Genomic DNA, 26,615 nt, shown 5'->3' with positions numbered 1-26,615 from the left:
ACCGCCATCGGGGGCAAGCCCCCTCCCACATTTGATGTGTGTTGAAGCCAGGGCTGTTTATTGACGGTCGAGCCACACCGTTTGCGCGTTGCAGAACTCGCGTACGCCGAAGTGCGACAGCTCACGGCCGAATCCGCTTTTCTTAATGCCACCAAATGCGACTCGCGGGTCGGAAACGCTGTAAGCGTTGACGAAGATCCCACCGGTTTCCAACTGGTCGGCGATCTCTCGCGCCTTCGCCGGGTCGGTGGTGAAGATACTGGCGGTCAGGCCGAATTCGCTGTCGTTGGCCAGGGCCACCGCATGGTCGGCGTCGCGGGCGGTGATGATCGACGCAACGGGGCCGAACAGTTCCTGTTTGAACGAGGTCATCTGGTCGGTGACGTCGGCCAATACGGTGGGTTCGTAGTAGTTGCCTGCGCCCGCCACTTTGTTGCCGCCCAGCAGCAGGGTGGCGCCTTCGTCGAGGGTGGCCTGGACCTGGCCGTGCAGCTCATCGCGCAGATCGAAGCGCGCCATGGGGCCGATGTAGGTGGCAGGCGAGGTCGGGTCGCCCATCACCAGGTTGCGGCTGGCTTCAAGGAACCTGGCGGTAAAGGCTTCAACCACACCTGCCTCGATGATCAAGCGCTTGGCGGCGGCGCAGACTTGGCCGCTGTTCTGGAAGCGGCCGATCAGCGCGGCCTGTACGGCGGCGTCGAGGTCGGCGTCGTTGAGCACGATGAACGGATCGGAGCCGCCCAGTTCCAGCACGCATTTTTTCAGTGCCGCACCGGCCTGGGAACCGATGGCGATACCGGCGCGCACGCTGCCTGTGAGGGTGACGGCGGCGATACGTGGGTCGGCGATGGCGCTGGACACACCTTCGGGGGTGACGTTGATCACCTCGAACAGGCCTTCAGCGAAACCGGCCTTCTGGAACGCCTGCTGCATCAAGTAAGCGCTGCCCATCACGTTCGGCGCATGTTTAAGCACGTAGGTGTTGCCGGCGAGCAGGGTCGGCACGGCGCCACGCAGTACCTGCCATACCGGAAAGTTCCACGGCATCACGGCAAGGATCGGCCCCAGCGGGCGGTATTCAATCCGGGCGCTGCCGTTGTCCACCAGGGTCGGCTCCGGCGCGAGCATGGCGGGGCCGTGCTGCGCGTACCACTCGCTGAGCTGGGCGCATTTCTCGATTTCGGCACGGGCCTGGGCAATGGGTTTGCCCATTTCCAGGGTGATCATCTGCGCCATGGCTTCGGCCTGGTCACGCAGGGCGCCGGCCAGAGCCAACAGCAATTGCGCGCGGCGGCCCACGGTTTGGCGGCGCCAGGTGCGGAAGGCAGCGGTGGAACGGGTGAGCGCGGCATCCAGCTGCGACGGGCTTTCATACGCGTAGCTGCCAACGGTCTCGCCATTGGCCGGGTTGATCGACAACGCGTGGGTCTGATGGGAAATAGCGTTCATGGCACCGTCCTGCAGGGGTGATGGGAATGGAAGCCAGCGTACGCTGCTGGACGTTTTCCGAAAACTGAATAATATTAAGCAATACATTCACGATTGGAGAATGAATTGGATCTGGTGCAGTTGGAAATCTTCAAGGCCGTTGCCGAACAAGGCAGCATCAGCGCCGCCGCACAGTTGATCCATCGGGTGCCGTCGAACCTGACCACGCGGATCAAACAACTGGAGCAGGACCTGGGCGTGGAATTGTTTATCCGCGAGAAAAGCCGCCTGCGCCTGTCACCGGCCGGGTGGAATTTCCTCGGCTATACGCGGCGTATTCTCGATCTGGTACAGGAGGCCCGCGCCACGGTGGCGGGGGAGGAGCCCCAGGGCGCCTTTGCCCTCGGCTCGCTGGAAAGTACCGCGGCGGTGCGTATTCCCGCGTTGCTGGCGGCGTATAACCAGCAGTACACCAAGGTCGAGCTGGACCTGAGCACGGGACCGTCGGGCACGATGATCGAAGGCGTGCTGTCCGGGCGTTTGACGGCGGCCTTTGTCGATGGCCCGGTGCTGCACTCCACGCTGGAGGGCGTGGCGGTGTTTGAAGAGGAGATGGTGGTGATTGCGCCGCTGCATCATGCGCCGATCACGCGGGGGCGGGAGGTGAATGGCGAGAACATCTACACCTTTCGTTCCAACTGCTCATATCGGCATCACTTCGAGCGTTGGTTCTCACAGGACGGTGCGGTGCCGGGCAAAATCTTTGAGATTGAGTCCTACCACGGCATGCTGGCGTGCGTCAGCGCCGGAGCAGGGCTGGCGTTGATGCCGCGCAGTATGCTGGAAAGCATGCCGGGGGCGGCGGCGGTCAGCGTGTGGCCGCTGGCGGACAACTTCCGTGTGTTGAATACCTGGCTGATCTGGCGCCGGGGCACGGTGTCGCAAAGCTTGAACAGCTTCGTAAAACTGCTGGAAGAACGCGGGCTTGCAGCAGCCTGAATCCAATGCAGGAGCGAGCTTGCTCGCGAAAAACGTCAACGATAACGCGTAATTCCTGGATAAACGCGGTGGCTGTGAGTTTTTCGCGAGCAAGCTCGCTCCTACAACATCGGGGGCAAGCCCCCTACCACATTTCGCTCTTGATCAGCCGCCGAACTGGAAGGTGCCCATGGCCAGCTTGGCCATGATCGCCGTGGCGCCCAGTTGCACCAGCCACAACGCCAGGCCACCGAGGAACACCCCCAGCGCCACTTGCAGCACCAGGCTTTTCTGGCGCTTGGCTTGCGGCGCGCGTGGAGCATAGTCATGCAGTTCGTCGCGGTCGGCACGCAGATCCAGGTCGTCGTTTCTCATAGGGCTCTCACAGCAAAGGGACAGTCGGTGTGCAGTCTAGTGCGTTCGCCAACAAAAAGGGGGAAGCCCTTGGCTTCCCCCTCGTTCAACGCTGGCCAGGTTTACAGCACCTGAACGATTGCCTGTGTGACCGCAGCAATGTTCGACTGGTTCAGCGCCGCCACACAGATGCGGCCGGTATCCAGTGCATAGATGCCAAACTCGCTGCGCAGGCGGGTGACTTGCTCAACGCTCAAGCCGGAGTAGGAGAACATCCCACGCTGGCGCCCGACAAAACTGAAATCGTGGCCTGGCGCGGCCTTGGTCAGCTCCGCCACCATCTGCTCGCGCATGCCGCGGATGCGCAGGCGCATTTCGCCCAGTTCTGTTTCCCACTGGGCGCGCAGCTCAGGGTTGTTCAGTACCGCTGCAACGATTGCCGCGCCGTGGGTCGGTGGGTTGGAATAGTTGGTACGGATCACACGCTTGACCTGGGACAGGATGCGCGCGCTTTCTTCCCTGGAGTCGCCGACGATGGACAAGGCGCCCACGCGTTCGCCGTACAGGGAGAACGACTTGGAGAACGAGCTGGACACGAAGAAGGTCAGGCCCGACTCCGCGAACAGGCGCACCGCGGCGGCGTCTTCGTGGATGCCGTCGCCGAAGCCTTGGTAGGCCATATCGAGAAACGGCACCAGGTTCTTGGCCTTGATGACGTCCAGTACGTTCTGCCAGTCCGCCGGGCTCAGGTCGACACCGGTCGGGTTGTGGCAGCAGGCGTGCAACACCACGATGGACTGTGGCGGCAGGGCGTTGAGGTCTTCGAGCAGGCCGCTGCGGTTTACGTCGTGGGTGGCGGCGTCGTAGTAGCGGTAGTTCTGCACCGGGAAACCAGCGGTTTCGAACAGCGCGCGGTGGTTTTCCCAGCTCGGGTCGCTGATGGCTACCACGGCGTCGGGCAGTAACTGCTTGAGGAAGTCGGCGCCGATCTTCAGCGCGCCGGTGCCACCCACGGCCTGCACGGTCACCACACGGCCGGCTTCGAGCAGCGGCGACTTATCACCGAACAGCAGGGTTTGCACGGCCTTGTCGTAGGCCGCGATGCCGTCAATCGGCAAGTAGCCACGGGCGGCATGTTGCGCCACGCGAATGGCTTCCGCTTCGGCAACGGCACGCAAGAGCGGAATCTTCCCCTCCTCGTTGCAGTAAACGCCCACGCCAAGGTTGACCTTGGTGGTTCGAGTATCGGCGTTGAATGCTTCGTTGAGGCCCAGGATTGGATCGCGTGGTGCCATTTCGACAGCGGAGAACAGGCTCATTTTTGCGGCAGCTCTATGGGGGAAGGGAGGGACGTGTCGCGCTCCAGCCGGTTGCACTAGAGCGGTGCACAAACGGGGAGCTAGTATAGAGGCCATCACGGCTGAGGGCGACAGCGGAAACGCCTTTTCGGCCAAGTTTTTCGGTTTAATTGCCCACCGTTAGTCTTATTGCAGATTGGTCCCGGACGGCAGGTAGGACGTTTGCCTTGAAACCCGACACCTTCGTCACCACTACTACGGCTATCATGGTTTTTTCCTGCAACCTGCGATGATTATCCGTGGGTTGCTGAGCTATTTCGTCCCTGGCGGTGTTGAGTCTGGGGTGACCACACGAGGTACGTTATGTCGGATTTCCAGCTCGTCACCCGTTTTGAACCCGCCGGCGACCAACCGGAAGCGATTCGCCAGATGGTCGAAGGCATTGAGGCCGGCCTGGCGCATCAGACGCTGCTTGGGGTGACCGGTTCAGGCAAGACGTTCAGCATCGCCAACGTGATCGCGCAGATCAATCGCCCAACCCTGGTGCTGGCACCGAACAAAACCCTGGCCGCGCAGCTGTATGGCGAGTTCAAGGCGTTCTTCCCGAACAATGCGGTGGAGTATTTCGTTTCCTACTACGACTACTACCAGCCCGAAGCCTATGTGCCGTCCTCCGATACCTTTATCGAGAAGGATGCGTCGATCAACGACCATATCGAGCAGATGCGGCTGTCGGCGACCAAGGCCTTGCTGGAACGCAAGGACGCGATCATCGTCACCACGGTGTCGTGCATCTACGGCCTGGGCAGCCCGGAAACCTATTTGAAAATGGTGCTGCACGTCGATCGCGGCGACAAGCTCGACCAGCGCGAACTGCTGCGGCGCCTGACCAGCCTGCAGTACACCCGCAACGACATGGACTTTGCCCGCGCCACGTTCCGCGTGCGCGGCGATGTGATCGATATCTACCCGGCCGAATCCGACCTGGAGGCGATCCGCATCGAGCTGTTCGACGATGAAGTCGAAAGCCTGTCGGCCTTCGACCCGTTGACCGGCGAGGTGATCCGCAAATTGCCGCGCTTCACCTTCTACCCGAAAAGCCACTATGTGACCCCGCGTGAAACCCTGATGGGCGCGATCGAGGGCATCAAGGTGGAATTGGCCGAGCGCCTGGAGTACTTGCGTTCCAACAACAAACTGGTGGAAGCCCAGCGCCTGGAGCAGCGCACCCGGTTCGACCTGGAGATGATCCTGGAGCTGGGCTACTGCAACGGCATCGAAAACTATTCGCGCTACCTGTCGGGTCGCGAGTCCGGTGCGCCGCCGCCGACACTTTATGATTACCTGCCGCCGGACGCCTTGCTGGTGATCGACGAATCCCACGTCAGCGTGCCGCAAGTCGGCGCGATGTATAAGGGCGACCGTTCACGCAAGGAAACCCTGGTGGAATACGGCTTCCGTCTGCCATCGGCGCTGGACAACCGGCCAATGCGTTTCGACGAATGGGAGGCCATCAGCCCGCAGACCATCTTTGTCTCCGCAACGCCCGGCAATTACGAGGCCGAACATGCCGGCCGGGTAATTGAACAGGTCGTGCGACCGACCGGCCTGGTCGACCCGCAAATCGAAATCCGCCCGGCGCTGACCCAGGTCGACGACCTGCTGTCGGAGATCAACAAGCGCGTGGCCCTGGAAGAGCGCGTGCTGGTTACTACCCTGACCAAGCGCATGTCCGAAGACTTGACCGATTACCTGGCCGACCACGGCGTGCGCGTGCGCTATCTGCACTCGGACATCGACACGGTGGAGCGTGTGGAAATCATTCGGGATCTACGCCTGGGCACCTTTGATGTGCTGGTGGGCATCAACCTGCTGCGCGAAGGCCTGGACATGCCCGAGGTATCGCTGGTGGCGATCCTGGACGCGGACAAGGAGGGCTTCCTGCGCTCCGAGCGTTCGCTGATCCAGACCATCGGCCGCGCGGCGCGCAACCTCAACGGTCGGGCGATCCTGTATGCGGACCGCATCACCGGCTCCATGGAGCGCGCGATCGGCGAGACCGAGCGTCGTCGCGAGAAGCAGATTGCATTCAACCTGGAACACGGTATCACCCCCAAGGGCGTGTTCAAGGACGTGGCCGACATCATGGAAGGCGCCACCGTACCCGGCTCGCGCAGCAAGAAGCGCAAGGGCATGGCCAAGGCTGCCGAGGAAAGCGCCAAGTACGAAAACGAACTGCGCTCGCCGAGTGAAATCACCAAGCGGATTCGGCAGTTGGAAGAGAAGATGTATCAGTTGGCGCGCGATCTGGAGTTTGAGGCGGCGGCACAGACCCGGGATGAGATTGGCAAGTTGCGCGAGCGCCTTTTAGCCGTATAAACCCACCCACTGTAGGAGCGAGCTTGCTCGCGAAAATCGTCAACGATAACGCGGGCCTCCTGGCTAAACGTGGTGTCCTTGCGTTCTTCGCGAGCAAGCTCGCTCCTACAATAAGGCGCTTTGGGCTGTTACCATTCGCCCCTTGTTTCAATTTTCAGTTTTTATCGCCCATTCGAGACCTGCCATGACCACCGTCCGCACGCGCATTGCGCCATCGCCTACTGGGGATCCCCACGTCGGCACTGCTTACATCGCCCTGTTCAACTACTGCTTTGCCAAGCAGCACGGCGGTGAATTCATCCTGCGGATCGAAGACACCGATCAACTGCGCTCGACCCGTGAGTCGGAACAGCAGATTTTCGATGCCCTGCGCTGGTTGGGCATTACCTGGGCCGAAGGCCCGGATGTCGGCGGCCCCCACGGCCCGTATCGCCAGAGCGAGCGCAGCGACATCTACAAGCAGTACACCCAGCAACTGGTGGACATGGGCCACGCGTTCCCCTGCTTCTGCACCGCCGAAGAGCTGGACCAGATGCGCGCCGAGCAACAGGCCCGTGGCGAGACACCGCGCTACGATGGCCGCGCGCTGTTGTTGTCCAAAGAGGAAGTGGCCGCGCGCCTGGCCGCCGGCGAGCCCCATGTGATCCGCATGAAAGTGCCGAGCGAAGGCGTATGCGTGGTGCCGGACATGCTGCGCGGTGATGTCGAGATTCCGTGGGACCGCATGGACATGCAGGTGCTGATGAAGACCGACGGCCTGCCGACGTACTTCCTGGCCAACGTGGTCGACGACCACCTGATGGGCATCACCCATGTGCTGCGCGGCGAAGAATGGCTGCCCTCGGCGCCCAAGCTGATCCTGCTCTACGAATACTTCGGCTGGGAGCAGCCGCAGCTGTGCTACATGCCGCTGCTGCGTAACCCGGACAAGAGCAAGCTGTCCAAGCGCAAGAACCCGACGTCGGTGACCTTCTACGAGCGCATGGGCTTTATGCCCGAAGCGATGCTCAACTACCTGGGCCGCATGGGCTGGTCGATGCCGGACGAGCGCGAGAAATTCTCGCTGCAGGAAATGGTCGATAACTTCGACCTGTCCCGCGTCTCCCTGGGCGGGCCGATTTTCGATATCGAGAAGCTGTCGTGGCTTAACGGCCAGTGGTTGCGTGATTTGCCGGTAGAAGAGTTCGCCAGTCGTGTGCAGCAGTGGGCACTCAACCCCGAGTACATGATGAAGATAGCGCCGCTGGTGCAGGGCAGGGTGGAAACGTTCAGCCAGGTCGCACCGCTGGCCAGCTTTTTCTTCGCCGGTGGCGTGAACCCGGAGGCCAAGCTGTTTGAATCGAAAAAGCTCTCCGGTGACCAGGTGCGTCAGTTGATGCAGTTGATCCTGTGGAAGCTCGAAAGCCTGCGCCAATGGGAGAAGGATGCGATCACCGCGACGATCCAGGCGGTGGTCGAGTCGCTGGAGCTGAAGTTGCGTGATGCCATGCCGTTGATGTTTGCCGCGATTACCGGTCAGGCCAGTTCAGTGTCGGTGCTCGACGCGATGGAAATCCTCGGCCCGGACCTCACGCGTTTCCGTCTGCGCCAAGCCCTTGATTTGCTTGGTGGTGTTTCGAAGAAAGAAAACAAAGAGTGGGAAAAACTGCTGGGCGCTATCGCTTAAGCGCACGGCTGTAAGGACGAAACCCCGGTTTTCCGGGGTTTCGTCGGTAAGTGATTGTTATCCCGGCAAAAAATTTTGAAAATTGTTGAAAATAAATTTGACACGTTTCGAAACCGCCATTAAGATTCGCCCCGTCCTCACCGATGAGGGGCTATAGCTCAGCTGGGAGAGCGCTTGCATGGCATGCAAGAGGTCAACGGTTCGATCCCGTTTAGCTCCACCAATTTACAGGTTCAAGGTCTGGCCACACCGTCCTTGAATCGATCGGCACTCAGCGCCGATCAGTTGTACAGAAGGTTTTGTCCCCTTCGTCTAGTGGCCTAGGACACCGCCCTTTCACGGCGGTAACAGGGGTTCGAGTCCCCTAGGGGACGCCAGTTTCAACAAGCAGCTCGAAAGATCTGCTGCGCCGCCAGGCGAAAAATCGGGGCTATAGCTCAGCTGGGAGAGCGCTTGCATGGCATGCAAGAGGTCAACGGTTCGATCCCGTTTAGCTCCACCAATTTACAGGTTCAAGGTTGCGGCCACACCGTCCTTGGGTCGATCGGTCTTCGCACTGATCACTGTACAGAAGGTTTGTGTCCCCTTCGTCTAGTGGCCTAGGACACCGCCCTTTCACGGCGGTAACAGGGGTTCGAGTCCCCTAGGGGACGCCACGATTACCCGCTCTGCGGGATTTTTAAGGGTCATTCAATTATTGAATGGCCCTTTTGTTTGTCTGGCGTTCGGCCAATTCTTTCTTCACCTCCTTTCTTCTGTTCTGACCAATGGTCATGCTTGTCGCTTGCGCAATATTATTATGGTAATAATATTCAACCCATGAGAGACGGAGGCTTTGATGAGCGATAAAAAAGCGCAAACGCGCGAACGCATCTTGCAGGCCGCCAGCGCGGCATTGATCCAGCGTGGCCCGGCTGAGCCGAGTGTCGGCGAAGTCATGGGCGCGGCGGGGCTGACGGTCGGCGGTTTTTATGCGCACTTTGAGAGCAAGGATGCGCTGATGCTGGAGGCCTTCACTGAGTTGCTGGCCAAGCGCCGCGCGGCGATAGAAGACCTGGACACCCAACTGACCGGCGAAGAGCGCCGAAGCCTGGTGGCGGCGTTTTACTTGTCGCGCAAGCACCGGGACTCCACCGGCGAGGCATGCCCGCTGCCTGCGACGGTTGGCGAAATGGGCCGTTTGCCGGACGCGTTCCGTCAGGCATTGAGCGAACATTGCGAGCTGATGGCCGCCCAACTGGCGGCCACCCCGGAAGATACCGACAAGGCCCTGGCCGACATGGCGCTGATGGTCGGCGGCCTGACGCTGGCGCGGGCCCTGGGGCCCGGTGAGCTGTCCGATCGTGTGCTGCGCGCCGCCAAGTCGGCGGTACGCTGAAGAGGGTTCAGGGCATGGGCGGCTTGAATTGGGTTCGTGGTTTCAACGGCACGGTCGGCCGACTCGCGCCGCAAACGGTGGCCAACCGGATGCGCCGCACCTTCATGACGCCCCGTGAGCTACCGCCACGGGCGTGGGAGCTGCCGGTGCTGGCGCAATCGGAGCGCATCACCTTGCGGTTCGGCCTCTCGGCGCTGCGCTGGGGGCAAGGGCCGGCGGTGTTGCTGATGCACGGCTGGGAAGGCCGGCCTACGCAATTCGCCAGCCTGATCACGGCGTTGGTGGAGGGCGGCTACTCGGTGATTGCGCTGGATGGCCCGGCCCATGGGCATTCGCCAGGGCGTGAAGCGCATGTGCTGCTGTTCGCCCGTGCCATGCTCGAGGCGGCGGCCGAGCTGCCCCCGCTGCAGGCGGTGGTCGGCCACTCCATGGGCGGTGCCAGCGCGATGCTGGCGGTGCAGTTGGGGCTGCGTACGCAGGCGTTGGTGAGTATCGCCGCGCCCTCGCGGTTCCTCGATGCGCTGCGCGGTTTCACGCGCATGATGGGGTTGCCGCCGCGCGCACGTTCGGCGTTTATCCAGACGGTCGAACTGGCGTTCGGCATGCCGCTCAAGCACCTGGATGTCGCGCACTACCAGATGAACCTTCCCGGCCTGATCGTGCATGCCGAAGACGATACGTTCGTCCCGGTCAAAGCCTCGCAGACCATCCACGAGGCCTGGCCAGGCAGTCGCCTGATGCGCCTGGAGCAGGGCGGGCATCAGAAGGTGCTGGCCGATCCACAGGTAATCGAAGGCGTACTCGCCCTGTTGGCGAGCTGTCATGTACAGGAGCGCCAGACCGCCTGATACACTGCGCCCGCCGACATCAATCGACTGGAGCAAGGCATGGGCTGGGATTTGGCAACGCCGTTCATCATCGACCTGCAGGTCGCCGCTGAGGACATCGACGGCCTGGGGCACGCCAATAACGCCGTGTACGTGTCCTGGCTGGAGCGTTGCGCCTGGCGCCATTCCCAGCGCCTGGGGCTGGACCTTGCCGAGTATCGGCGCCTGGACCGCGCGATGGCCGTGGTGCGTCATGAGATCGACTACCTGGCGGCCGGCTACGAAGGCGATGAGCTGCAACTGGCCACGTGGATCGTCGATTGGGACCAGCGCCTGAAGATGACGCGCCGCTTTCAGCTGGTACGCCCGCGTGACGGTGCGACCTTGCTGCGCGCGCAGACCACCTTCGTTTGCATCGAACTGTCCAGCGGCAGGCCCAAGCGCATGCCCGCCGAGTTTATCGAGGGGTACGGGCCTGCGCTGACAGGGGGTTAACGGTTGTCGTGGGAAACCCAGTAAACTGCGCCACGATTTTTGTTGAGTGTTTTCCATGCAAATTGCCTTGGCGCCCATGGAGGGGTTGGTCGACAACATCCTGCGGGACGTGTTGACCCGCGTGGGCGGTATCGACTGGTGCGTGACCGAATTCATCCGCGTCAACGACCGCTTGCTCACCCCCGCCTATTTTCACAAGCTCGCTCCGGAACTGCTGCAGGGTGCCCACACCGCCGCGGGCGTGCCGCTGCGCGTGCAATTGCTGGGGTCTGACCCGGTCTGCCTGGCGGAAAACGCCGCCCTGGCCTGCGAGTTGGGTTCGCAGGTGATCGACCTCAACTTCGGCTGCCCGGCCAAGACCGTCAACAAGTCCCGCGGCGGTGCGGTGCTGCTCAAGGAGCCGGAGCTGCTCAACCGGATCGTCGAGCATGTGCGCCGTGCGGTCCCGGCGCATATCCCGGTCACCGCCAAAATGCGCCTGGGCTTCGACAGCCCGGATGGCGCATTGGTCTGTGCCACGGCGCTGGCCGAAGGCGGGGCCGCGCATATCGTGGTGCATGCGCGCACCAAGACCGATGGCTACAAGCCGCCCGCCCATTGGGAGTGGATTCCGCGGGTGCAGGAGGTGGTCAAGGTGCCGGTGTTTGCCAATGGCGACATCTGGAGCGTCGACGATTGGAAACGTTGCCGCGAAGTCAGTGGCGCCGAAGACATCATGCTTGGCCGTGGCCTGGTGGCGCGTCCTGACCTGGCGCGGCAGATCGCGGCGGCGCGTGCAGGGCAAGAGGTGGTGGAAATGACCTGGGCGCAGATGCAGCCGATGCTCCAGGAATTCTGGACCCAATCGGTGGCGCAATTGACCGAGCGCCAGGCACCCGGCCGCTTGAAGCAGTGGCTGGCGATGCTGACGCGCAACTACCCCGAAGCGGTGGAGCTGTTTACCGCCTTGCGCCGCGAGACCGGCCTGGAGCAGGTCAGTCGCCTGCTGGGGATGCCCAACCCTGTGGCTGTCTGAAGCGAGGCAATCGAACTCTTGCCATTAATTTGCATAAAGGCGCCACGGCAGGCGCCTTTTTTACGCGTGCGAGTTAACACAAACCAGAGGCAAGTAAACACGTGGAATGTTATCGACGAGTGACATGCCTACAGAGTATTAGCGCGTGTGACCACACTTTCGTAGCTACAAAGCCATAAATCAAGGCTTCGCGCAAATTGTCCATGAGGCAAAGTCTGATAATGCATGTTGGTTTCCTTATATGAACTGCGATTCGCGGAACTCGATAGCTCAAGTTCCCACGAATGGAGGGACTGAAGCAGCGCTGTTGTTGTTCAGTCAATAAAACTATCACTCCCTCCGGCCGTTAAACGGTCGGGTTGTATGAAATAAAGGAACGTGCGTATGTCTATGTCGATTAACACTCCGCCATTGGTTAAAGTCGATACAGTTGTTACGGAACAACAAACGGTTTCGGACAATAAAGTTATTCCCCAGCAAACCGGCAAGTCTTTGGGGACAACACCGCCTCAAACGTCCCTGCGTCCCGATAACACGGCAATCACCCCCGAGACCGCGCTAAGGCAACTGTTCGATATGCTTGAAGGTATCTTCAGGGCCATGCGCGACATATTTTCGGGTAAAACACCGATCAAACCTGACTCAGGCAAATTACCCATTGCACCGGATAACAGTAAGGAACTGGTCAAACCGGATGCGGGCAAGTCGCCGGTAAAACCGGATACCCCCCAGGCGCTGATCAAGCCGGATGCAGGCAAGCAGCCGGTAAAACCGGATACCCCCCAGGCGTTGATCAAGCCGGATGCAGGCAAGCAGCCGGTAAAACCGGATACCCCCCAGGCGCTGATCAAGCCGGATGCGGGCAAGCAGCCGGTAAAACCGGATACCCCCCAGGCGTTGATTAAGCCGGACGCAGGCAAGCAGCCGGTGAAGCCGGATGCCCCCCAGGCGCTGATCAAGCCGGATGCGGGCAAGCAGCCGGTAAAACCGGATACCTCCCAGGCGCTGATCAAGCCGGATGCAGACAAGCTGCCGGTGAAACCGGACGCAGGCATGCGGGTGCTGCCACAACCCAATGATCCCTTGGTCAACGTGCCTGGGAATAAACCGCACCCCATGCCGCTCCATCCGACGGTGCCCAAGCCCGAGATCAGCGTGGACAATGACCCCAAGACAAACGTAAATGTGAATGTGGTTGTTGGCCATTGCCACTGCCCTGATGGAAAAGTCTTGCCGGATCGCCTGCCGCCGTCCAGGGTTTCCACGGATACCAGGCCCCAACCCCCTGTGCTTCCGGGCGACTTCCCAAGGCCTAATGTGCCAATGGATACCAAAACGCAGCGCCCCATGTCGCCGGACGCCAAGCCAACGCCCGTGCCCGACGCTCCCACTCCGGATCTGACCAGTCCGGGTCCTGTTGATGACCGAACGGCTGACAGGCATGGCCGTTTTAATCGGCTAAGTTCCAGGTTTTAAACACCGTCATCGCGTTTTGGTCTTTTTATAAGTACAGGCATTTTTTCGAGCGTGTATTTCGAAGAGATGCCTGTATAGGGAGAACTCTATGTCACGCTTTCCAATTAATAACATTGCGCGGGTCATTGATGTAAGGCAGTCATTGACGATCGATGCACTCAGCGCAAGTAATGAAGCCACTATTAAATCAGGTGCTGGTCTCGCGCCGATCAGTGCGACGCCTGATATAAGGTATGGATATATATCGCAGCGTTCGGCGGCTGGCGGGAATGACACGCAGCCGATCAACGCAGTCATGGCTTTATTTGCTTCGTTTTTTATTCAGTTGCTTGCCCTGGTAACCGATAAAAAAGAAGAGAGTAAGCCTGACGCTGTTCCTTCACCTGTTGTTCCGCAGGTAACCCCCCAACCGGTGTTGCCGAAACCGGATGCCGCAGCGGACATTCCGGGGTTGTCCAACAAGCGCGGTGGCGCGAAGCCCGACAATATCTGGAGTGGCTTTCGTCAGGGCCCGGATGGCAACTGCGTGACGGTATCGGCGATCAAGGCTGCGATGCACCGATTCGGACAAAGTCCCACGGATATTTTCCAGGAAGTGGCCAAGACCCATGACGGATACCATGTTGTCATGCGCGATGGCTTCCGGCTCACGTTGACTGACCGCGAATTGGCCGAGGGCTCTCGAGGCGCCCAGTTCAATGGTCCCGACAAAGGCATGCTCAAGGATGCGCAATTTCTGTTTGCCGTCAGCGCCAAGCGTGCACAGATGGAGGATAACGATCGCACGGCCGGTCGCAGTTATCAGCATGCGATTCGTAGTCTGAATAACGGAGAGGATGAAAGCGGTCCGGGAGAAGGCTTTCTGCGCCTTGGCTTGAAAAACCACATGAAGAGAGTACCGGTGGGTGAGCTTGCCCGAGGTCAGTTGGGCATGTGCAACCGTACCGGGCATTCGGTGGCGGTCATCAACGGCCGCGAAGAGTTATGGGGAAAACAGGGGCGAGCCCCCTCGCATGGTCAGGCCGTTGCACTGATTTGACCGTGGTGCACCTGGGCAGGGATAACCCAGGGTGCATTTTGTTTCAACGCTGCGTTTCAGCACATGGCTATTCCAGTAGCTGCCTGAACCCCTCTATCGGCAATGGCCGGCTATGCAAGTACCCCTGATACAAATGACAGCCGAGCTTCTGCAGGAACGCCAGTTGTTCCACGGTTTCCACGCCTTCGGCAATCACTTCCAGATTCAAGCTGCGGGCCATGGCCACAATGGCACGGATGATTTCAGCGTCATTGGGATCGTGAGTCGCGTCGCGCACAAACGACTGGTCGATTTTCAGCGCATCCACCGGCAAACGCTTGAGATACGTCAGCGATGAGTAACCGGTGCCAAAATCGTCCATCGCAAAGCTGACCCCGAGTTTTTTCAGGCGCCGCATCTTCATCACCGTGTCGTCCAGGTTCTGGATCACGATGCCTTCAGTGATTTCCAGCTTCAGCAAACTGCAGGGCAGGTGGTGTTGCGTGAGGCTGCGCTCGACCCGCTCGACAAAGTCGTTCTGGCGAAACTGCCGCGGGCTGATATTCACGCACAGGCTGAAATTCAGCGGGTCCACCAGGCCTTCGGCAATCAACTGCGCCAATGCGCTGCACGCTTCGTCGAGAATCCAGGTGCCCACCTCCAGGATCAAGCCGCTGTCCTCCAGCACCTTGATGAATTCCGCCGGCGACTGCGCACCCAGTTGCGGGTGCTGCCAGCGCACCAGGGCCTCGGCGCCGACGATCTTGTTGCCGCGCGCATCCACCTGAGGCTGGTAGTGCACGCTGAATTCACCGCGCGACAGGGCCAGGCGCAGGTCGGTTTCCATGCGCAGGCGCTCGCTGGCGGTTTTCTGCATGCTGGTGTGAAACATCTGGATGGTGTTGCGCCCCGAGTCCTTGGCGCGGTACAGGGCGATGTCGGCGCGCTTGAGCAGGTCGGCGGGGGTGGTGCCATGGTCGGGGATCAGCGCCACGCCGATGCTTGGCGTCACCTGCAAGCGGTGGCCGTCGAGGAACATCGGTTCGGAGAGCAATTCGCGCAGGGTATCGGCCAGCGCCTGCACCTGGCCGCTGACTTGTATGCGTGAGCCCTCCAGGCCGCTGAGCAGGACCACGAACTCGTCACCGCCCAGGCGCGCCACCGTATCTTCTGTGCGCACGCTGGCTTCCAGGCGTGCGGTGACGATTTTCAACACGGTATCGCCCACCGGATGACCGAGGGAGTCGTTGATGTGCTTGAAGTGGTCGAGGTCGAGGAACAGCAGGGCGCCGCGCAGGTTGTGGCGCTTGAGCAGGGCGATCTGCTGGCTCAGGCGGTCCATCAGCAGCGCACGGTTGGGCAGGTTGGTCAGCGGGTCGTGATAGGCCAGGTGGCGGATCTGTGCCTGGGCGTTCTTCAACAGGCTCACGTCCCGCGCGGTCAGTAGCAGGCACGGCGTTTCATTCAAGGTGATCGGTTCGACCGACACCTCCACCGCCAGCACCTCGCCACGCTTGTTGTGCCAAAGCATTTCAAGGTGATGGATGCGCCCCTTGATCTGCAATTCGGCCAGCAGCGCGGTGCGCTGGTTTTCATCGGCCCAGATGCCAATCTGGTACAGGGTGAGGCCGATGGCTTCTTCGGCGCGGTAGCCGGTCAGGCGACAAAACCCATCATTGACCTCCACGTATCGACCCGTGTCGCGCTCGGTGATCGAAATGGCGTCGGGGCTGGAATGGAAGGCCTTGGCGAACTTCTCTTCGCTGGCCTTGAGCGCCGCCTCCGAGCGTTGCTGCTGGGTGATATCGCGCAGGGTCGTGACGATGCACGGCTGCTCATTGACCTTGACCAGGCGGCTGGAAATCACGCAGGTCAGGCTCTGGCCGTTCCTGGCATGCACCACGATGGCCACATTGCTCAGTGATTGTTCGCGAATCACCCGCTGGATGCGTTGCAGGCGCTTGCTCGATTCATCCCACAGGCCGATCTGCTCGGCGCTCTTGTCGATCACTTCGGCGGCCGTCCAGCCAAACGTCTGGGTGAACGCCGGGTTGATCTCGATAAACTCGCCACTGTCCAGGCCGGTGACGCAAATAGGGTCGGGACTGGCCTGGAACAGGCTGGCGAATTTCTCTTCGGACGCGCTCAGGCGCTGCTCGCGTTCCACCTGATCGGTGATATCGAGCAGGGTGCCGGCCATGCGCAGGGGCTTGCCGGATTCATCGCGATACAGGCGTGCGCGGCTTTCCAGATAGCGCACGCTGCCGTCCTCGGCCGGTACGCGGTAGGTCAACTGGTAGTTGCCGTCCGCGCCTTCGCGCAAACTGCGGTAGGCATGGCGCATGCCCTCGCGGTCCTGATCGGACATGCCTTCAAAAAACGCATCGAAGGATTCGTGGAACGGTTCGCTCGGCAGGCCATGGAGCTGGGCGGCACGGGCCGAGCCGTAGAGCATGCCGGTCGGTATATGCCAGTCCCAGGTGCCCAGTTGTGCCGAGTCCAGCGCCAGGTCCAGGCGCTCCTGGCTGTCCTTGAGCGCTTGCTCGGCATTTTTGCGCTCGGTGGTGTCGAGGAAGGTGCTGATCAGGTAGGCCTCACCGTCCAGTTCGACCTTTTGCGCACTGAGCGTGCCATCGTGGATCTGGCCGTTGCTGGCGCAGAACTGCACTTCCATGATGATGGATTCACCTTTGCGCTGGGTCGCCTTGACCAGGTGCGCGCGTTGCTCCGGGTGACGCCACAGGCCCAACTCCAGCGTGGTACGGCCAATGACTTGCGCCACCGGCCAGCCGAACAGCAGTTCGAAATGGTGGTTGGCCTCGCTGATCAGGCCGTCGGCCTGGCGCGTCAGCAGCACCATGTTCGGGCACAGGTGGAAGAGCGTGGCGAAGCGTTTTTCAGAGTGGCTGAGGGCGTGTTCCCGCTCGCGCTGGTGCGTGATCTCGCGGACCACCCCAATCATTCGGCGCCTGCCGTTTTTGTCCGGCACCAGGCTGCCGTTGATTTCCAGCCAGTGCAGGCTGCCATCGGGCCATTGGATGCGGTGATGCATGGCCTGTTCGACCGGTTCGCCGGCCAGCACCGCATGAAATGCCCTGACGACCCGGGCGCGGTCTTCCGGCGCCAGGAGGTCCAGGTAATTGAGGTCATTGGGCAGTGGCTGGCGCGGATCGTAGCCAAACAATGCCTGAGTGCCTCGGGACCAGCTGATCTTCCCGGTGTCGATTTCCCAGCACCACGCGCCCAGTCGCGCGGCATTGAGCGCCGACAGCAATTGCGGGGCGCTGTCCCAGTGTTGTTCCGCCTCCTGTGGGTCCAGGGCGTGGATGCGGGGCAGCGGTGGCACGGAATCAACGGGGTTGGGCATTATTCAAAGGGCCTTGGCTCGATGGGAAGACAGCGCGCTTTTGTTTAAACCCGAGGACGCACAAGATCATGCCGGTGTCCCTGGCGGATCGACCTGTGCATCCAGCAGGCTCATGAAAGCCCGCGCAGCGTTCGACAGCGTCCTTTCGGTGTGCACGATATAGCCTAGCTGGCGACGCAGCTGTATGCCCGGCAAAGCGATACTTGCCACCTGATCATCCAGCATGGTGCGTGGCAACACGCTCCAGGCCAGGCCGATGGACACCATCATCTTGATGGTTTCCAGGTAGTTGGTGCTCATCGCGATGTTCGGCGTCAGGCCCTGGGCCTCGAACAGCCGGCTGACAATATGGTGGGTAAACGTGTTGCCGCCGGGAAACACCGCAGGGTGCCCGGCGATATCGGCCAGGCTGACCGAGCCGTTGTTGATCAGGCTATGTTCGGGGGCCACCACGAAATCCAGCGGGTCGTCCCACACCGGTGTCGCGCGCACCAGGTTGTGCGGCTCGGGCGCCAGGGTGATGACCGCCACTTCGGCGCGGCCGTGGAGGATTTCTTCGTAGGCCACTTCCGAATCGAGGAATTGAATATCCAGCGCCACGCTGGGGTATTGCCGAGTGAAGGTGCGCAGGACCGGCGGCAGGCGATGCAGGCCGATGTGGTGGCTGGTAGCCAGTGTGAGGCGCCCACTGACTTCCCCGGTCAGGTTGGTCAAGGCGCGACGGGTGTCATCCAGCACATTCAGGATCTGATAGGCACGCGGCAGCAAGGCCCGCCCGGCTTGGGTCAGGCCCACTTCACGGCCCAGGCGATCGAACAGGCGTACCTTCAATTGTTGCTCCAGGCCGGCTATGCGTTTGCTGATGGCCGGTTGGGTCAGGTGCAGGCGTTCACCGGCGCCGGAGAAGCTGCCGGTTTCGGCGATGGCGATAAAGGCATTGAGGTTGGCCAGGTCCATGGTGCTATTCCAGTTGGTAATCCAAAGCATAAAAAATATGAATTTGAGTTATTTAATGTAGCGCCATACCATCAGCCTCACAAGCCAAAGGGTTATTGAAAGCCCGGCATATGGAAACACCGCTGATGAGGACCGACTGATGGCCGGCAAAACGCTTTACGACAAGCTTTGGGATTCCCATGAAGTGAAACGTCGCGATGATGGATCGTCGCTGATCTACATCGACCGTCACATCATCCATGAAGTGACCTCGCCTCAAGCGTTCGAAGGCCTGCGGCTGGCCGGGCGCAAGCCATGGCGCGTCGACTCCATCATCGCCACCCCGGACCACAACGTGCCAACCACCCCGGAGCGCAAGGGCGGGATTGACGCCATTGCCGATACGGTGTCGCGCTTGCAGGTACAGACCCTCGACGATTACTGCGATGAATATGGCATCACCGAATTCAAGATGAATGACGTGCGTCAGGGCATCGTCCACGTGATCGGCCCGGAGCAGGGCGCGACCTTGCCGGGCATGACCGTGGTCTGCGGCGACTCGCACACCTCCACCCACGGTGCGTTCGGCGCCCTGGCCCATGGCATCGGCACCTCCGAGGTGGAGCATGTGTTCGCCACCCAGTGCCTGGTCGCCAAGAAGATGAAGAACATGCTGGTGCGCGTCGAAGGCCAGTTGCCGTTCGGTGTGACCGCCAAGGACATTGTGCTCGCGGTAATCGGCAAGATCGGCACCGCCGGCGGTAACGGCCATGCCATCGAATTCGCCGGCAGCGCCATTCGCGACCTGTCCATCGAAGGCCGCATGACCATCTGCAACATGTCCATCGAAGCCGGTGCCCGCGTAGGCATGGTGGCGGCGGACGAAAAGACCGTCGAATACGTCAAGGGCCGGCCATTCGCTCCGCAGGGCGCTGATTGGGACGCCGCCGTCGAAGCCTGGAAAGACCTGGTCTCCGACGCCGACGCGGTGTTCGACACCGTGGTCGAACTCGACGCTGCGCAGATCAAGCCGCAAGTCAGCTGGGGCACGTCGCCGGAAATGGTGTTGGCCGTTGATCAAAACGTGCCGGACCCGGCCCAGGAGGCCGATCTGGTCAAGCGCGGCTCCATCGAGCGCGCCCTCAAGTACATGGGCTTGAAAGCCAATCAGGCGATTACCGATATCCAGCTGGACCGCGTATTCATCGGCTCCTGCACCAACTCGCGTATCGAAGACCTGCGCGCCGCTGCCGTGATCGCCAAGGGCCGCAAGGTGGCGTCGACCATCAAACAAGCCATCGTGGTGCCCGGTTCGGGTCTGGTCAAAGCCCAGGCCGAGGCCGAGGGCCTGGACAAGATCTTCCTCGAAGCCGGTTTCGAATGGCGTGAGCCGGGCTGCTCGATGTGCCTGGCAATGAACCCGGACCGCCTGGAGTCCGGCGAGCATTGCGCGTCCACCTCCAACCGTAACTTCGAAGGTCGCCAGGGCGCCGGTGGGCGTACCCACCTGGTCAGCCCGGCCATGGCTGCCGCCGCTGCCGTCAACGGTCGTTTCATCGACGTTCGCGAATTGATCTGAGGAATACCCCATGCGTGCTTTTACACAACACACAGGTTTAGTCGCGCCGTTGGACCGTGCCAACGTGGACACCGACCAGATCATCCCCAAGCAGTTCCTGAAGTCGATCAAGCGCACCGGTTTCGGCCCCAACCTGTTTGACGAATGGCGCTACCTGGACGTGGGCTATGCCTACCAGGACAACTCCAAGCGCCCGCTGAACAAGGACTTCGTGCTCAACGCCGAGCGTTACCAGGGCGCCAGTGTGCTGCTGGCCCGGGAAAACTTCGGGTGCGGCTCCAGCCGTGAACATGCGCCGTGGGCCCTGGAAGAATATGGCTTTCGCAGCATTATCGCGCCGAGCTATGCGGACATCTTCTTCAACAACAGCTTCAAGAACGGCTTGTTGCCGATCATCCTGAGCGACGCCGAAGTGGATGAGCTGTTCCAGCAAGTGGAAGTCAATGTGGGCTACCAACTGACGGTGGACCTGGCCGCACAGACCGTGACCCGTCCGGATGGCAAGGTGTACCACTTCGAAGTGGACGCCTTTCGCAAGCACTGCTTGATCAATGGCCTGGACGATATTGGCCTGACCTTGCAGGACGGCGATGCGATTGCGGCGTTCGAGAGCAAGCACCGGGCGAGCCAGCCGTGGTTGTTTCGCGATTGAGGTAGGCAGGACCGCCGCCATCGAGGGCAAGCCCCTCCCACCTTTTGACCTGTGAATACATTCAAATGTGGGAGGGGGCTTGCCCCCGATGAGGCCAGTGTTAACCACACAAAACCCGAGGAAGCCCCCATGACCACCACCGCCCACACCCACGTCGTGCAAAAGCAATTCGGCGAACAGGCCGCGGCCTACCTGAGCAGCGCCGTTCACGCCCAGGGCACCGAATTCGCGCTGCTCCAGGCCGAACTGGCCGGGCAGGGCGGTGCACGACTGCTGGACCTGGGGTGCGGTGCCGGCCATGTCAGTTTTCATGTCGCACCGCTGGTTAAAGAAGTGGTGGCCTACGACTTGTCCCAACAGATGCTTGATGTGGTGGCCGCCGCTGCGCAAGATCGCGGTTTCACCAATATCAGCACCGTGAACGGCGCCGCCGAGCGCCTGCCGTTCGCCGATGGCGAGTTCGACTTCGTGTTCAGCCGTTATTCGGCCCACCACTGGAGCGACCTCGGCCTGGCCCTGCGCGAAGTGCGTCGGGTGCTCAAGCCGGGCGGCGTGGCGGCGTTCGTGGATGTGTTGTCACCCGGCAGCCCGTTGCTGGACACTTACCTGCAAACCGTCGAAGTGCTGCGCGATACCAGCCATGTGCGTGATTACGCCGCTGCCGAGTGGATGCAGCAACTCAGCGAGTCCGGTCTGCATGTGCGTAACAGCCTGCGTCAACGCCTGCGCCTGGAGTACACCTCGTGGGTCGAGCGTATGCGCACGCCAGAGGTGCTGCGTGCGGCCATCCTTGAGCTGCAACAGGCGATGGGCCAGGAAGTGCGCGATTACTACGACATTCAGGCCGACGGCACCTTCAGCACCGACGTGCTGGTGGTCTTTGCCCAACGCTGATTGATTTTTCCCGACCGGCCCCTGGGCAGGTCGCTCGATGAAATGAGGAACCCATGAGCAAGCAGATTCTGATTCTCCCTGGCGACGGTATTGGCCCGGAAATCATGGCCGAAGCGGTCAAGGTGCTGGAATTGGCCAACGCCAAATACAGCCTGGGCTTCGAACTGAGCCACGACGTGATCGGCGGCGCCGCCATCGACAAGCACGGCGTGCCCCTGGCCGACGAGACCCTGGACCGCGCCCGCGCCGCCGACGCCGTGCTGCTGGGCGCCGTGGGCGGACCGAAGTGGGACAAGATCGAGCGGGATATCCGCCCTGAGCGCGGCCTGCTGAAAATCCGTGCGCAACTGGGCCTGTTCGGCAACCTGCGCCCGGCCATCCTCTATCCGCAACTGGCCGACGCCTCGAGCCTCAAGCCGGAAGTAGTGGCGGGCCTGGATATCCTGATCGTGCGTGAGCTGACCGGCGGTATCTATTTCGGTTCGCCGCGCGGCGTGCGCGAGCTGGAAAATGGCGAGCGTCAGGCCTACGACACCCTGCCGTACAGCGAGAGCGAAATCCGCCGCATCGCCCGTGTCGGTTTCGACATGGCCCGTGTGCGCGGCAAGAAGGTCTGCTCGGTGGACAAGGCCAACGTACTGGCTTCCAGCCAACTGTGGCGTGAGATCGTCGAAGAAGTCGCCAGGGACTACCCGGACGTCGAGCTGAGCCACATGTACGTCGACAACGCCGCCATGCAACTGGTGCGTGCGCCCAAGCAGTTCGACGTGATCGTCACCGACAACCTGTTCGGCGACATCCTGTCCGACCAGGCGTCGATGCTCACCGGCTCCATCGGCATGCTGCCGTCGGCCTCCCTGGACACAAACAACAAGGGCATGTACGAGCCGTGCCACGGTTCTGCACCGGACATCGCAGGCCAGGGCATTGCCAACCCGCTGGCGACCATTTTGTCGGTGTCGATGATGCTGCGTTACAGCTTCAACCTCAGCGATGCGGCCGATGCGATCGAGAAGGCCGTAAGCCTGGTGCTGGACCAGGGCCTGCGCACCGGCGACATCTGGTCGCAGGGCTGCACCCGCGTAGGTACGCAAGAAATGGGCGATGCTGTAGTCGCCGCGCTGCGGAATCTGTAATCTCTCGGGCCCGCTTGCAGTTGTCGCTGCAAGGCGGCCCACTTTTTAACAAGGTGTAGTTGCGATGAAACGTGTAGGTCTGATCGGTTGGCGCGGTATGGTCGGTTCCGTGCTCATGCAGCGGATGCTGGAAGAGCAGGATTTCGATCTTATTGAGCCGGTGTTTTTCACCACGTCGAACGTGGGTGGCCAAGGGCCGTCCGTGGGCAAGGATATTGCGCCGCTCAAGGATGCCTACAGCATTGAAGAGCTCAAGACCCTCGATGTGATTCTGACCTGCCAGGGCGGCGACTACACCAGCGAAGTCTTCCCCAAGCTGCGCGAAGCCGGCTGGCAGGGCTACTGGATCGACGCCGCATCGAGCCTGCGCATGCAGGACGATGCCGTGATCATCCTCGACCCGGTCAACCGCAAGGTCATCGACCAGCAGCTGGACGCCGGCACCCGCAACTATGTGGGCGGCAACTGCACCGTCAGCCTGATGCTGATGGGCCTGGGCGGCTTGTTCGAGGCCGGCCTGGTCGAGTGGATGAGCGCCATGACTTATCAAGCGGCCTCCGGCGCCGGTGCGCAGAACATGCGCGAGCTGATCAAGCAGATGGGCGCGACCCATGCTGCGGTTGCCGATCAACTGGCCGACCCGGCCAGCGCGATCCTGGATATTGACCGCCGCGTGGCCGACGCCATGCGCAGCGAAGCTTATCCGACCGAAAACTTCGGCGTGCCGTTGGCCGGTAGCCTGATCCCGTGGATCGACAAGGAACTGCCGAACGGCCAGAGCCGCGAAGAGTGGAAGGCCCAGGCCGAGACCAACAAGATTCTCGGTCGCTTCAAGAACCCGATCCCGGTGGACGGCATCTGCGTACGTATCGGTGCCATGCGTTGCCACAGCCAGGCGCTGACCATCAAACTGAACAAAGACGTGCCGATCGCCGATATCGAAGGGCTGATCAGCCAGCACAACCCTTGGGTCAAGCTGGTGCCGAACAACCGCGATATCAGCATGCAGGAGCTGAGCCCGACCAAGGTCACCGGCACCCTGAATGTACCGGTGGGCCGTCTGCGCAAGCTGAACATGGGCAGCCAGTTCCTCGGCGCGTTCACCGTCGGCGACCAGCTGCTGTGGGGCGCGGCCGAGCCGTTGCGGCGCATGCTGCGGATTTTGCTCGAGCGTTGATTGCTGCTTGTTCCGGGAAACCCGCGCTCTGGTGACAGGCGCGGGTTTTTTGTTGTCTGCCAGGGCCTCATCGGGGGCAAGCCCCCTCCCACATTTGCCCTCATTTCAAGGTTGGAACTCGGTCAACTGTGGGAGGGGGCTTGCCCCCGATGAGGCCCTCAGCCACACCACAGCACCCAGGCCAATTGCCTCACCCCCTGCCACCCGGTAAAGTGCCGCTCCCCCGCAATGCCCGAGGCAACCTCCATGACCCAGACCTTTGAAATCGCCGTGATCGGCGCCACCGGCACCGTTGGCGAAACCCTGGTACAGATTCTCGAAGAGCTGGACTTCCCGGTAGGCACCCTTTATTTGCTGGCAGGCAACAATTCCGCCGGTGCTTCGGTGCCGTTCCGCGGCAAGAACCTGCGGGTAAAGGAGGTCGACGAGTTCGATTTCAGCAAGGCGCAACTGGCGTTCTTCGCGGCCGGCCCGGCGGTGACCTTGAGCTTCGCGCCGCGCGCCACGGCCGCCGGTTGTTCGGTGATCGACCTGTCTGGCGCGTTGCCTGCCGAACAGGCGCCGCACGTGGTGCCGCAAGCCAATGCCCATGTGCTCAAAGGCTTGAAGAAACCGTTTCAAATCGCCAGCCCGAGCCCGTCCGCGACTCACCTGGCGGTGGTGCTGGCGCCGTTGCGTGGCTTGCTGGATATCCAGCGCGTGAGCGTCACCGCCAACCTGGCCGTGTCTGCCCTGGGCCGCGAGGCCGTGAGTGAGTTGGCCCGCCAGACCGCCGAGCTGTTGAATGTGCGTCCGCTGGAGCCGACCTTCTTCGATCGGCAAGTGGCCTTCAACCTGCTGGCACAAGTCGGCACTCCAGACGCCCAGGGTCACACGGCGCTGGAGAAACGTCTCGTGCATGAATTGCGCGCCGTACTGGAAACACCTTTACTGAAAGTGTCCGCCACGTGCGTTCAAGCCCCGGTGTTTTTCGGCGATAGCCTGGCTGTGTCGCTGCAGTTGGCGGCGCCGGTCGATCTGGCTGCGGTGAACGAGGCCCTTGAGGCGGCGCCGGGTATCGAGCTGGTCGAGGCGGGCGACTACCCGACGGCAGTTGGTGATGCAGTGGGTCAGGACGTTGTTTATGTAGGGCGAGTACGCGCGGGTGTCGACGACCCGGCGGAACTAAATTTGTGGCTGACGTCAGATAACGTACGCAAAGGGGCGGCGCTTAACGCCGTGCAAGTGGCGCAGTTGTTGATAAAAGGCCTTGCGTAAAAGATACTTGGCGTCAATTTGTAGATTGATTCTCACCAAGCGCTATGCTTGGCCCAAAGCGGAACACAAGCGCGTCGGTAACCTATCGGCTCGCCATGCCTTATGGCAGCGGTTACCAACCTTCTCGCAGGCCGGGGAGTGTTCAGACAAAGGATGAGGCTATGGTTCAAGTTCGCAAACTGGTGTTAGCAATAGCGGCCGCCTCGGCGCTGTCCTCCGGTATGGCGCAGGCGCTGCAACTTGGGGAGATGACCCTCAAGTCGAAGTTGAACCAGCCGCTGTCGGTGGAAATCGAGCTGCTCGACGTCGGTGGCCTCACGGCGTCCGAGATCACCCCGAGCCTGGCGTCGTCCCAGGCGTTCGTCGATGCCGGTGTCGATCGCCAGGCCTTTCTCGACCAGCTCACCTTTACGCCGGTGGTCAATCCCAATGGCCGCAGCGTGGTGCGCGTCACCTCCGACAAACCCCTGCCCGACTCCTATGTACGCTTCCTGCTGCAGGTGCAATGGCCCAATGGCCGCCTGATGCGTGACTACAGCGTGTTGCTCGATCCCGCCAAATTCGATCAGCCCACATCGGCTGCCAGCGCCCCGGCGCCGCGCTTGAGTGCGCCGGCCGGCACCGCGTCCGCCGTCAGCAAGCCTGCGCAACATACCACCACGGCTCGCGACACCTTGTGGGAAATTGCCGAGAAAAACCGCAATGGTGGCTCTGTGCAACAGACCATGCTGGCCATTCAGGCACTCAACCCGAATGCCTTTGTCGATGGCAACATCAACCGCCTGAAAACCGGCCAGGTCCTGCGCCTGCCGGACACCGTGCAAAGCACCGCGCTGGCGCAACCCCAGGCGATTGCCGAAGTGACTGCGCAGAACGCCGCCTGGCGCCAGGGCCGCCGTACCGCCAGCCAGCAAGTGGCGGGCAAGGCCCAGTTGGATGCCACCAAGCGCACCGAGACGGGCAATGCGCCGTCGAGCACCAACGCCAAGGACAACTTGAGCCTGGTGTCGGCCGAAGCAGCCAAAAAAGGGGCGAACGGCAAGGCGGGCGACAGCCGTGCGTTGAGCGACAAGCTGGCGATGACTCAAGAGCAACTGGACACCACCCGTCGCGATAACGAAGAACTCAAAAGCCGCGCGGCGGATTTGCAAAGCCAGTTGGACAAGCTGCAAAAGCTGATTCAACTGAAAAACGATCAACTGGCCCGGCTGCAGGCCGAGAAGGGCGATGCAGTGGCGCCCGCGACGGCAACTGCGCCCGTGGCGGCGGCGATGCCTGCGCCGTCGGCCGATGAGCCGGCGCCTG

At 61.4% G+C, this 26,615-nt stretch carries 21 protein-coding genes and 4 tRNA genes; 20 read left to right on the top strand and 5 right to left on the bottom strand.

Features of this window, described 5'->3' with window-relative positions:
- Positions 1-57: 57 nt before the first annotated feature.
- Positions 58-1,449, bottom strand: coding sequence for an aldehyde dehydrogenase family protein (locus BFQ00_RS03020; protein WP_065932560.1), 1,392 nt, complete (start codon positions 1,447-1,449; stop codon positions 58-60).
- 105 nt (positions 1,450-1,554) lie between these two features.
- On the opposite strand from BFQ00_RS03020, the gene BFQ00_RS03015 reads away from it, so the two are divergent.
- On the top strand, positions 1,555-2,427 hold the full coding sequence (locus BFQ00_RS03015; protein ID WP_065884125.1) for a putrescine utilization regulator PtrR: 873 nt from the start codon (positions 1,555-1,557) through the stop codon (positions 2,425-2,427).
- Between the two features lie 144 nt (positions 2,428-2,571).
- On the opposite strand, the gene BFQ00_RS03010 is transcribed toward BFQ00_RS03015, so the two are convergent.
- A complete protein-coding gene (locus BFQ00_RS03010; RefSeq protein WP_043047518.1) occupies positions 2,572-2,781 on the bottom strand; it encodes a hypothetical protein in 210 nt (69 codons plus the stop codon).
- 101 nt (positions 2,782-2,882) lie between these two features.
- On the bottom strand, positions 2,883-4,079 hold the full coding sequence (locus tag BFQ00_RS03005; protein WP_065894093.1) for an amino acid aminotransferase: 1,197 nt from the start codon (positions 4,077-4,079) through the stop codon (positions 2,883-2,885).
- A gap of 342 nt (positions 4,080-4,421) precedes the next feature.
- On the opposite strand from BFQ00_RS03005, the gene uvrB reads away from it, so the two are divergent.
- From uvrB to BFQ00_RS29880, 12 genes are all read left to right on the top strand, one after another.
- A complete protein-coding gene (gene uvrB / locus BFQ00_RS03000; RefSeq protein WP_065894094.1) occupies positions 4,422-6,437 on the top strand; it encodes an excinuclease ABC subunit UvrB in 2,016 nt (671 codons plus the stop codon).
- A gap of 184 nt (positions 6,438-6,621) precedes the next feature.
- The gene (gene gltX / locus BFQ00_RS02995) at positions 6,622-8,103 is read left to right on the top strand and encodes a glutamate--tRNA ligase (protein ID WP_065884120.1); all 1,482 of its coding nucleotides are present in this window, start codon (positions 6,622-6,624) and stop codon (positions 8,101-8,103) included.
- A 147-nt stretch (positions 8,104-8,250) separates the two neighbouring features.
- Positions 8,251-8,326, top strand: a tRNA-Ala gene (locus BFQ00_RS02990).
- 78 nt (positions 8,327-8,404) lie between these two features.
- Positions 8,405-8,480: transfer RNA gene (locus BFQ00_RS02985), tRNA-Glu, on the top strand.
- A gap of 49 nt (positions 8,481-8,529) precedes the next feature.
- A tRNA-Ala gene (locus tag BFQ00_RS02980) sits at positions 8,530-8,605 on the top strand.
- A 78-nt stretch (positions 8,606-8,683) separates the two neighbouring features.
- Positions 8,684-8,759 (top strand) — tRNA-Glu (locus tag BFQ00_RS02975).
- A 182-nt stretch (positions 8,760-8,941) separates the two neighbouring features.
- The gene (locus BFQ00_RS02970) at positions 8,942-9,481 is read left to right on the top strand and encodes a TetR/AcrR family transcriptional regulator (protein ID WP_065884118.1); all 540 of its coding nucleotides are present in this window, start codon (positions 8,942-8,944) and stop codon (positions 9,479-9,481) included.
- 14 nt (positions 9,482-9,495) lie between these two features.
- Positions 9,496-10,329: an alpha/beta fold hydrolase gene (locus tag BFQ00_RS02965; RefSeq protein ID WP_065932559.1), complete on the top strand. Its 834-nt coding sequence runs from the start codon at positions 9,496-9,498 to the stop codon at positions 10,327-10,329.
- Between the two features lie 39 nt (positions 10,330-10,368).
- Entirely contained in the window at positions 10,369-10,803 is a 435-nt protein-coding gene (locus BFQ00_RS02960) for an acyl-CoA thioesterase (protein WP_065932558.1), read from the top strand.
- Positions 10,804-10,858: 55 nt separating this feature from the next.
- Positions 10,859-11,818, top strand: a complete 960-nt coding sequence (locus BFQ00_RS02955) for a tRNA dihydrouridine synthase (protein ID WP_065884111.1) — start codon at positions 10,859-10,861, stop codon at positions 11,816-11,818.
- A gap of 384 nt (positions 11,819-12,202) precedes the next feature.
- A complete protein-coding gene (locus tag BFQ00_RS02950) occupies positions 12,203-13,294 on the top strand; it encodes a hypothetical protein (protein WP_130184624.1) in 1,092 nt (363 codons plus the stop codon).
- A gap of 88 nt (positions 13,295-13,382) precedes the next feature.
- A complete protein-coding gene (locus tag BFQ00_RS29880; protein WP_242527119.1) occupies positions 13,383-14,333 on the top strand; it encodes a hypothetical protein in 951 nt (316 codons plus the stop codon).
- A 67-nt stretch (positions 14,334-14,400) separates the two neighbouring features.
- Here the strand turns inward: BFQ00_RS29880 and BFQ00_RS02940 are convergent, their stop codons facing one another.
- Both BFQ00_RS02940 and BFQ00_RS02935 read right to left on the bottom strand, forming a co-directional pair.
- Positions 14,401-17,679: a PAS domain S-box protein gene (locus BFQ00_RS02940; RefSeq protein ID WP_065932556.1), complete on the bottom strand. Its 3,279-nt coding sequence runs from the start codon at positions 17,677-17,679 to the stop codon at positions 14,401-14,403.
- A gap of 66 nt (positions 17,680-17,745) precedes the next feature.
- Positions 17,746-18,636, bottom strand: coding sequence for a LysR family transcriptional regulator (locus tag BFQ00_RS02935; RefSeq protein WP_065932555.1), 891 nt, complete (start codon positions 18,634-18,636; stop codon positions 17,746-17,748).
- 139 nt (positions 18,637-18,775) lie between these two features.
- On the opposite strand from BFQ00_RS02935, the gene leuC reads away from it, so the two are divergent.
- From leuC to BFQ00_RS02900, 7 genes are all read left to right on the top strand, one after another.
- Positions 18,776-20,194 (top strand): 3-isopropylmalate dehydratase large subunit, encoded by a 1,419-nt coding sequence (leuC, locus tag BFQ00_RS02930; RefSeq protein WP_065884101.1) that lies wholly within the window; start codon positions 18,776-18,778, stop codon positions 20,192-20,194.
- A 10-nt stretch (positions 20,195-20,204) separates the two neighbouring features.
- The gene (gene leuD, locus BFQ00_RS02925) at positions 20,205-20,846 is read left to right on the top strand and encodes a 3-isopropylmalate dehydratase small subunit (RefSeq protein ID WP_065932554.1); all 642 of its coding nucleotides are present in this window, start codon (positions 20,205-20,207) and stop codon (positions 20,844-20,846) included.
- A 129-nt stretch (positions 20,847-20,975) separates the two neighbouring features.
- A complete protein-coding gene (locus BFQ00_RS02920) occupies positions 20,976-21,740 on the top strand; it encodes a class I SAM-dependent methyltransferase (RefSeq protein WP_065884098.1) in 765 nt (254 codons plus the stop codon).
- 53 nt (positions 21,741-21,793) lie between these two features.
- Positions 21,794-22,876: a 3-isopropylmalate dehydrogenase gene (leuB, locus tag BFQ00_RS02915; protein WP_065932553.1), complete on the top strand. Its 1,083-nt coding sequence runs from the start codon at positions 21,794-21,796 to the stop codon at positions 22,874-22,876.
- A 64-nt stretch (positions 22,877-22,940) separates the two neighbouring features.
- On the top strand, positions 22,941-24,053 hold the full coding sequence (gene asd, locus BFQ00_RS02910; RefSeq protein ID WP_057721535.1) for an aspartate-semialdehyde dehydrogenase: 1,113 nt from the start codon (positions 22,941-22,943) through the stop codon (positions 24,051-24,053).
- Between the two features lie 246 nt (positions 24,054-24,299).
- The gene (locus tag BFQ00_RS02905) at positions 24,300-25,310 is read left to right on the top strand and encodes an aspartate-semialdehyde dehydrogenase (RefSeq protein WP_065932552.1); all 1,011 of its coding nucleotides are present in this window, start codon (positions 24,300-24,302) and stop codon (positions 25,308-25,310) included.
- Positions 25,311-25,471: 161 nt separating this feature from the next.
- A partial coding sequence (locus BFQ00_RS02900) for a type IV pilus assembly protein FimV (protein ID WP_305884807.1) occupies positions 25,472-26,615 on the top strand: 1,144 nt, incomplete at its 3' end.

Origin of the sequence: Pseudomonas sp. 28 E 9 (genome assembly GCF_900004785.1) — a bacterium.
GTDB classification, from domain to species: domain Bacteria; phylum Pseudomonadota; class Gammaproteobacteria; order Pseudomonadales; family Pseudomonadaceae; genus Aquipseudomonas; species Aquipseudomonas orientalis_A.
The sequence above is the reverse complement of the archived record's forward strand: the minus strand, read 5'-3'. Positions and strand labels throughout refer to the sequence as shown.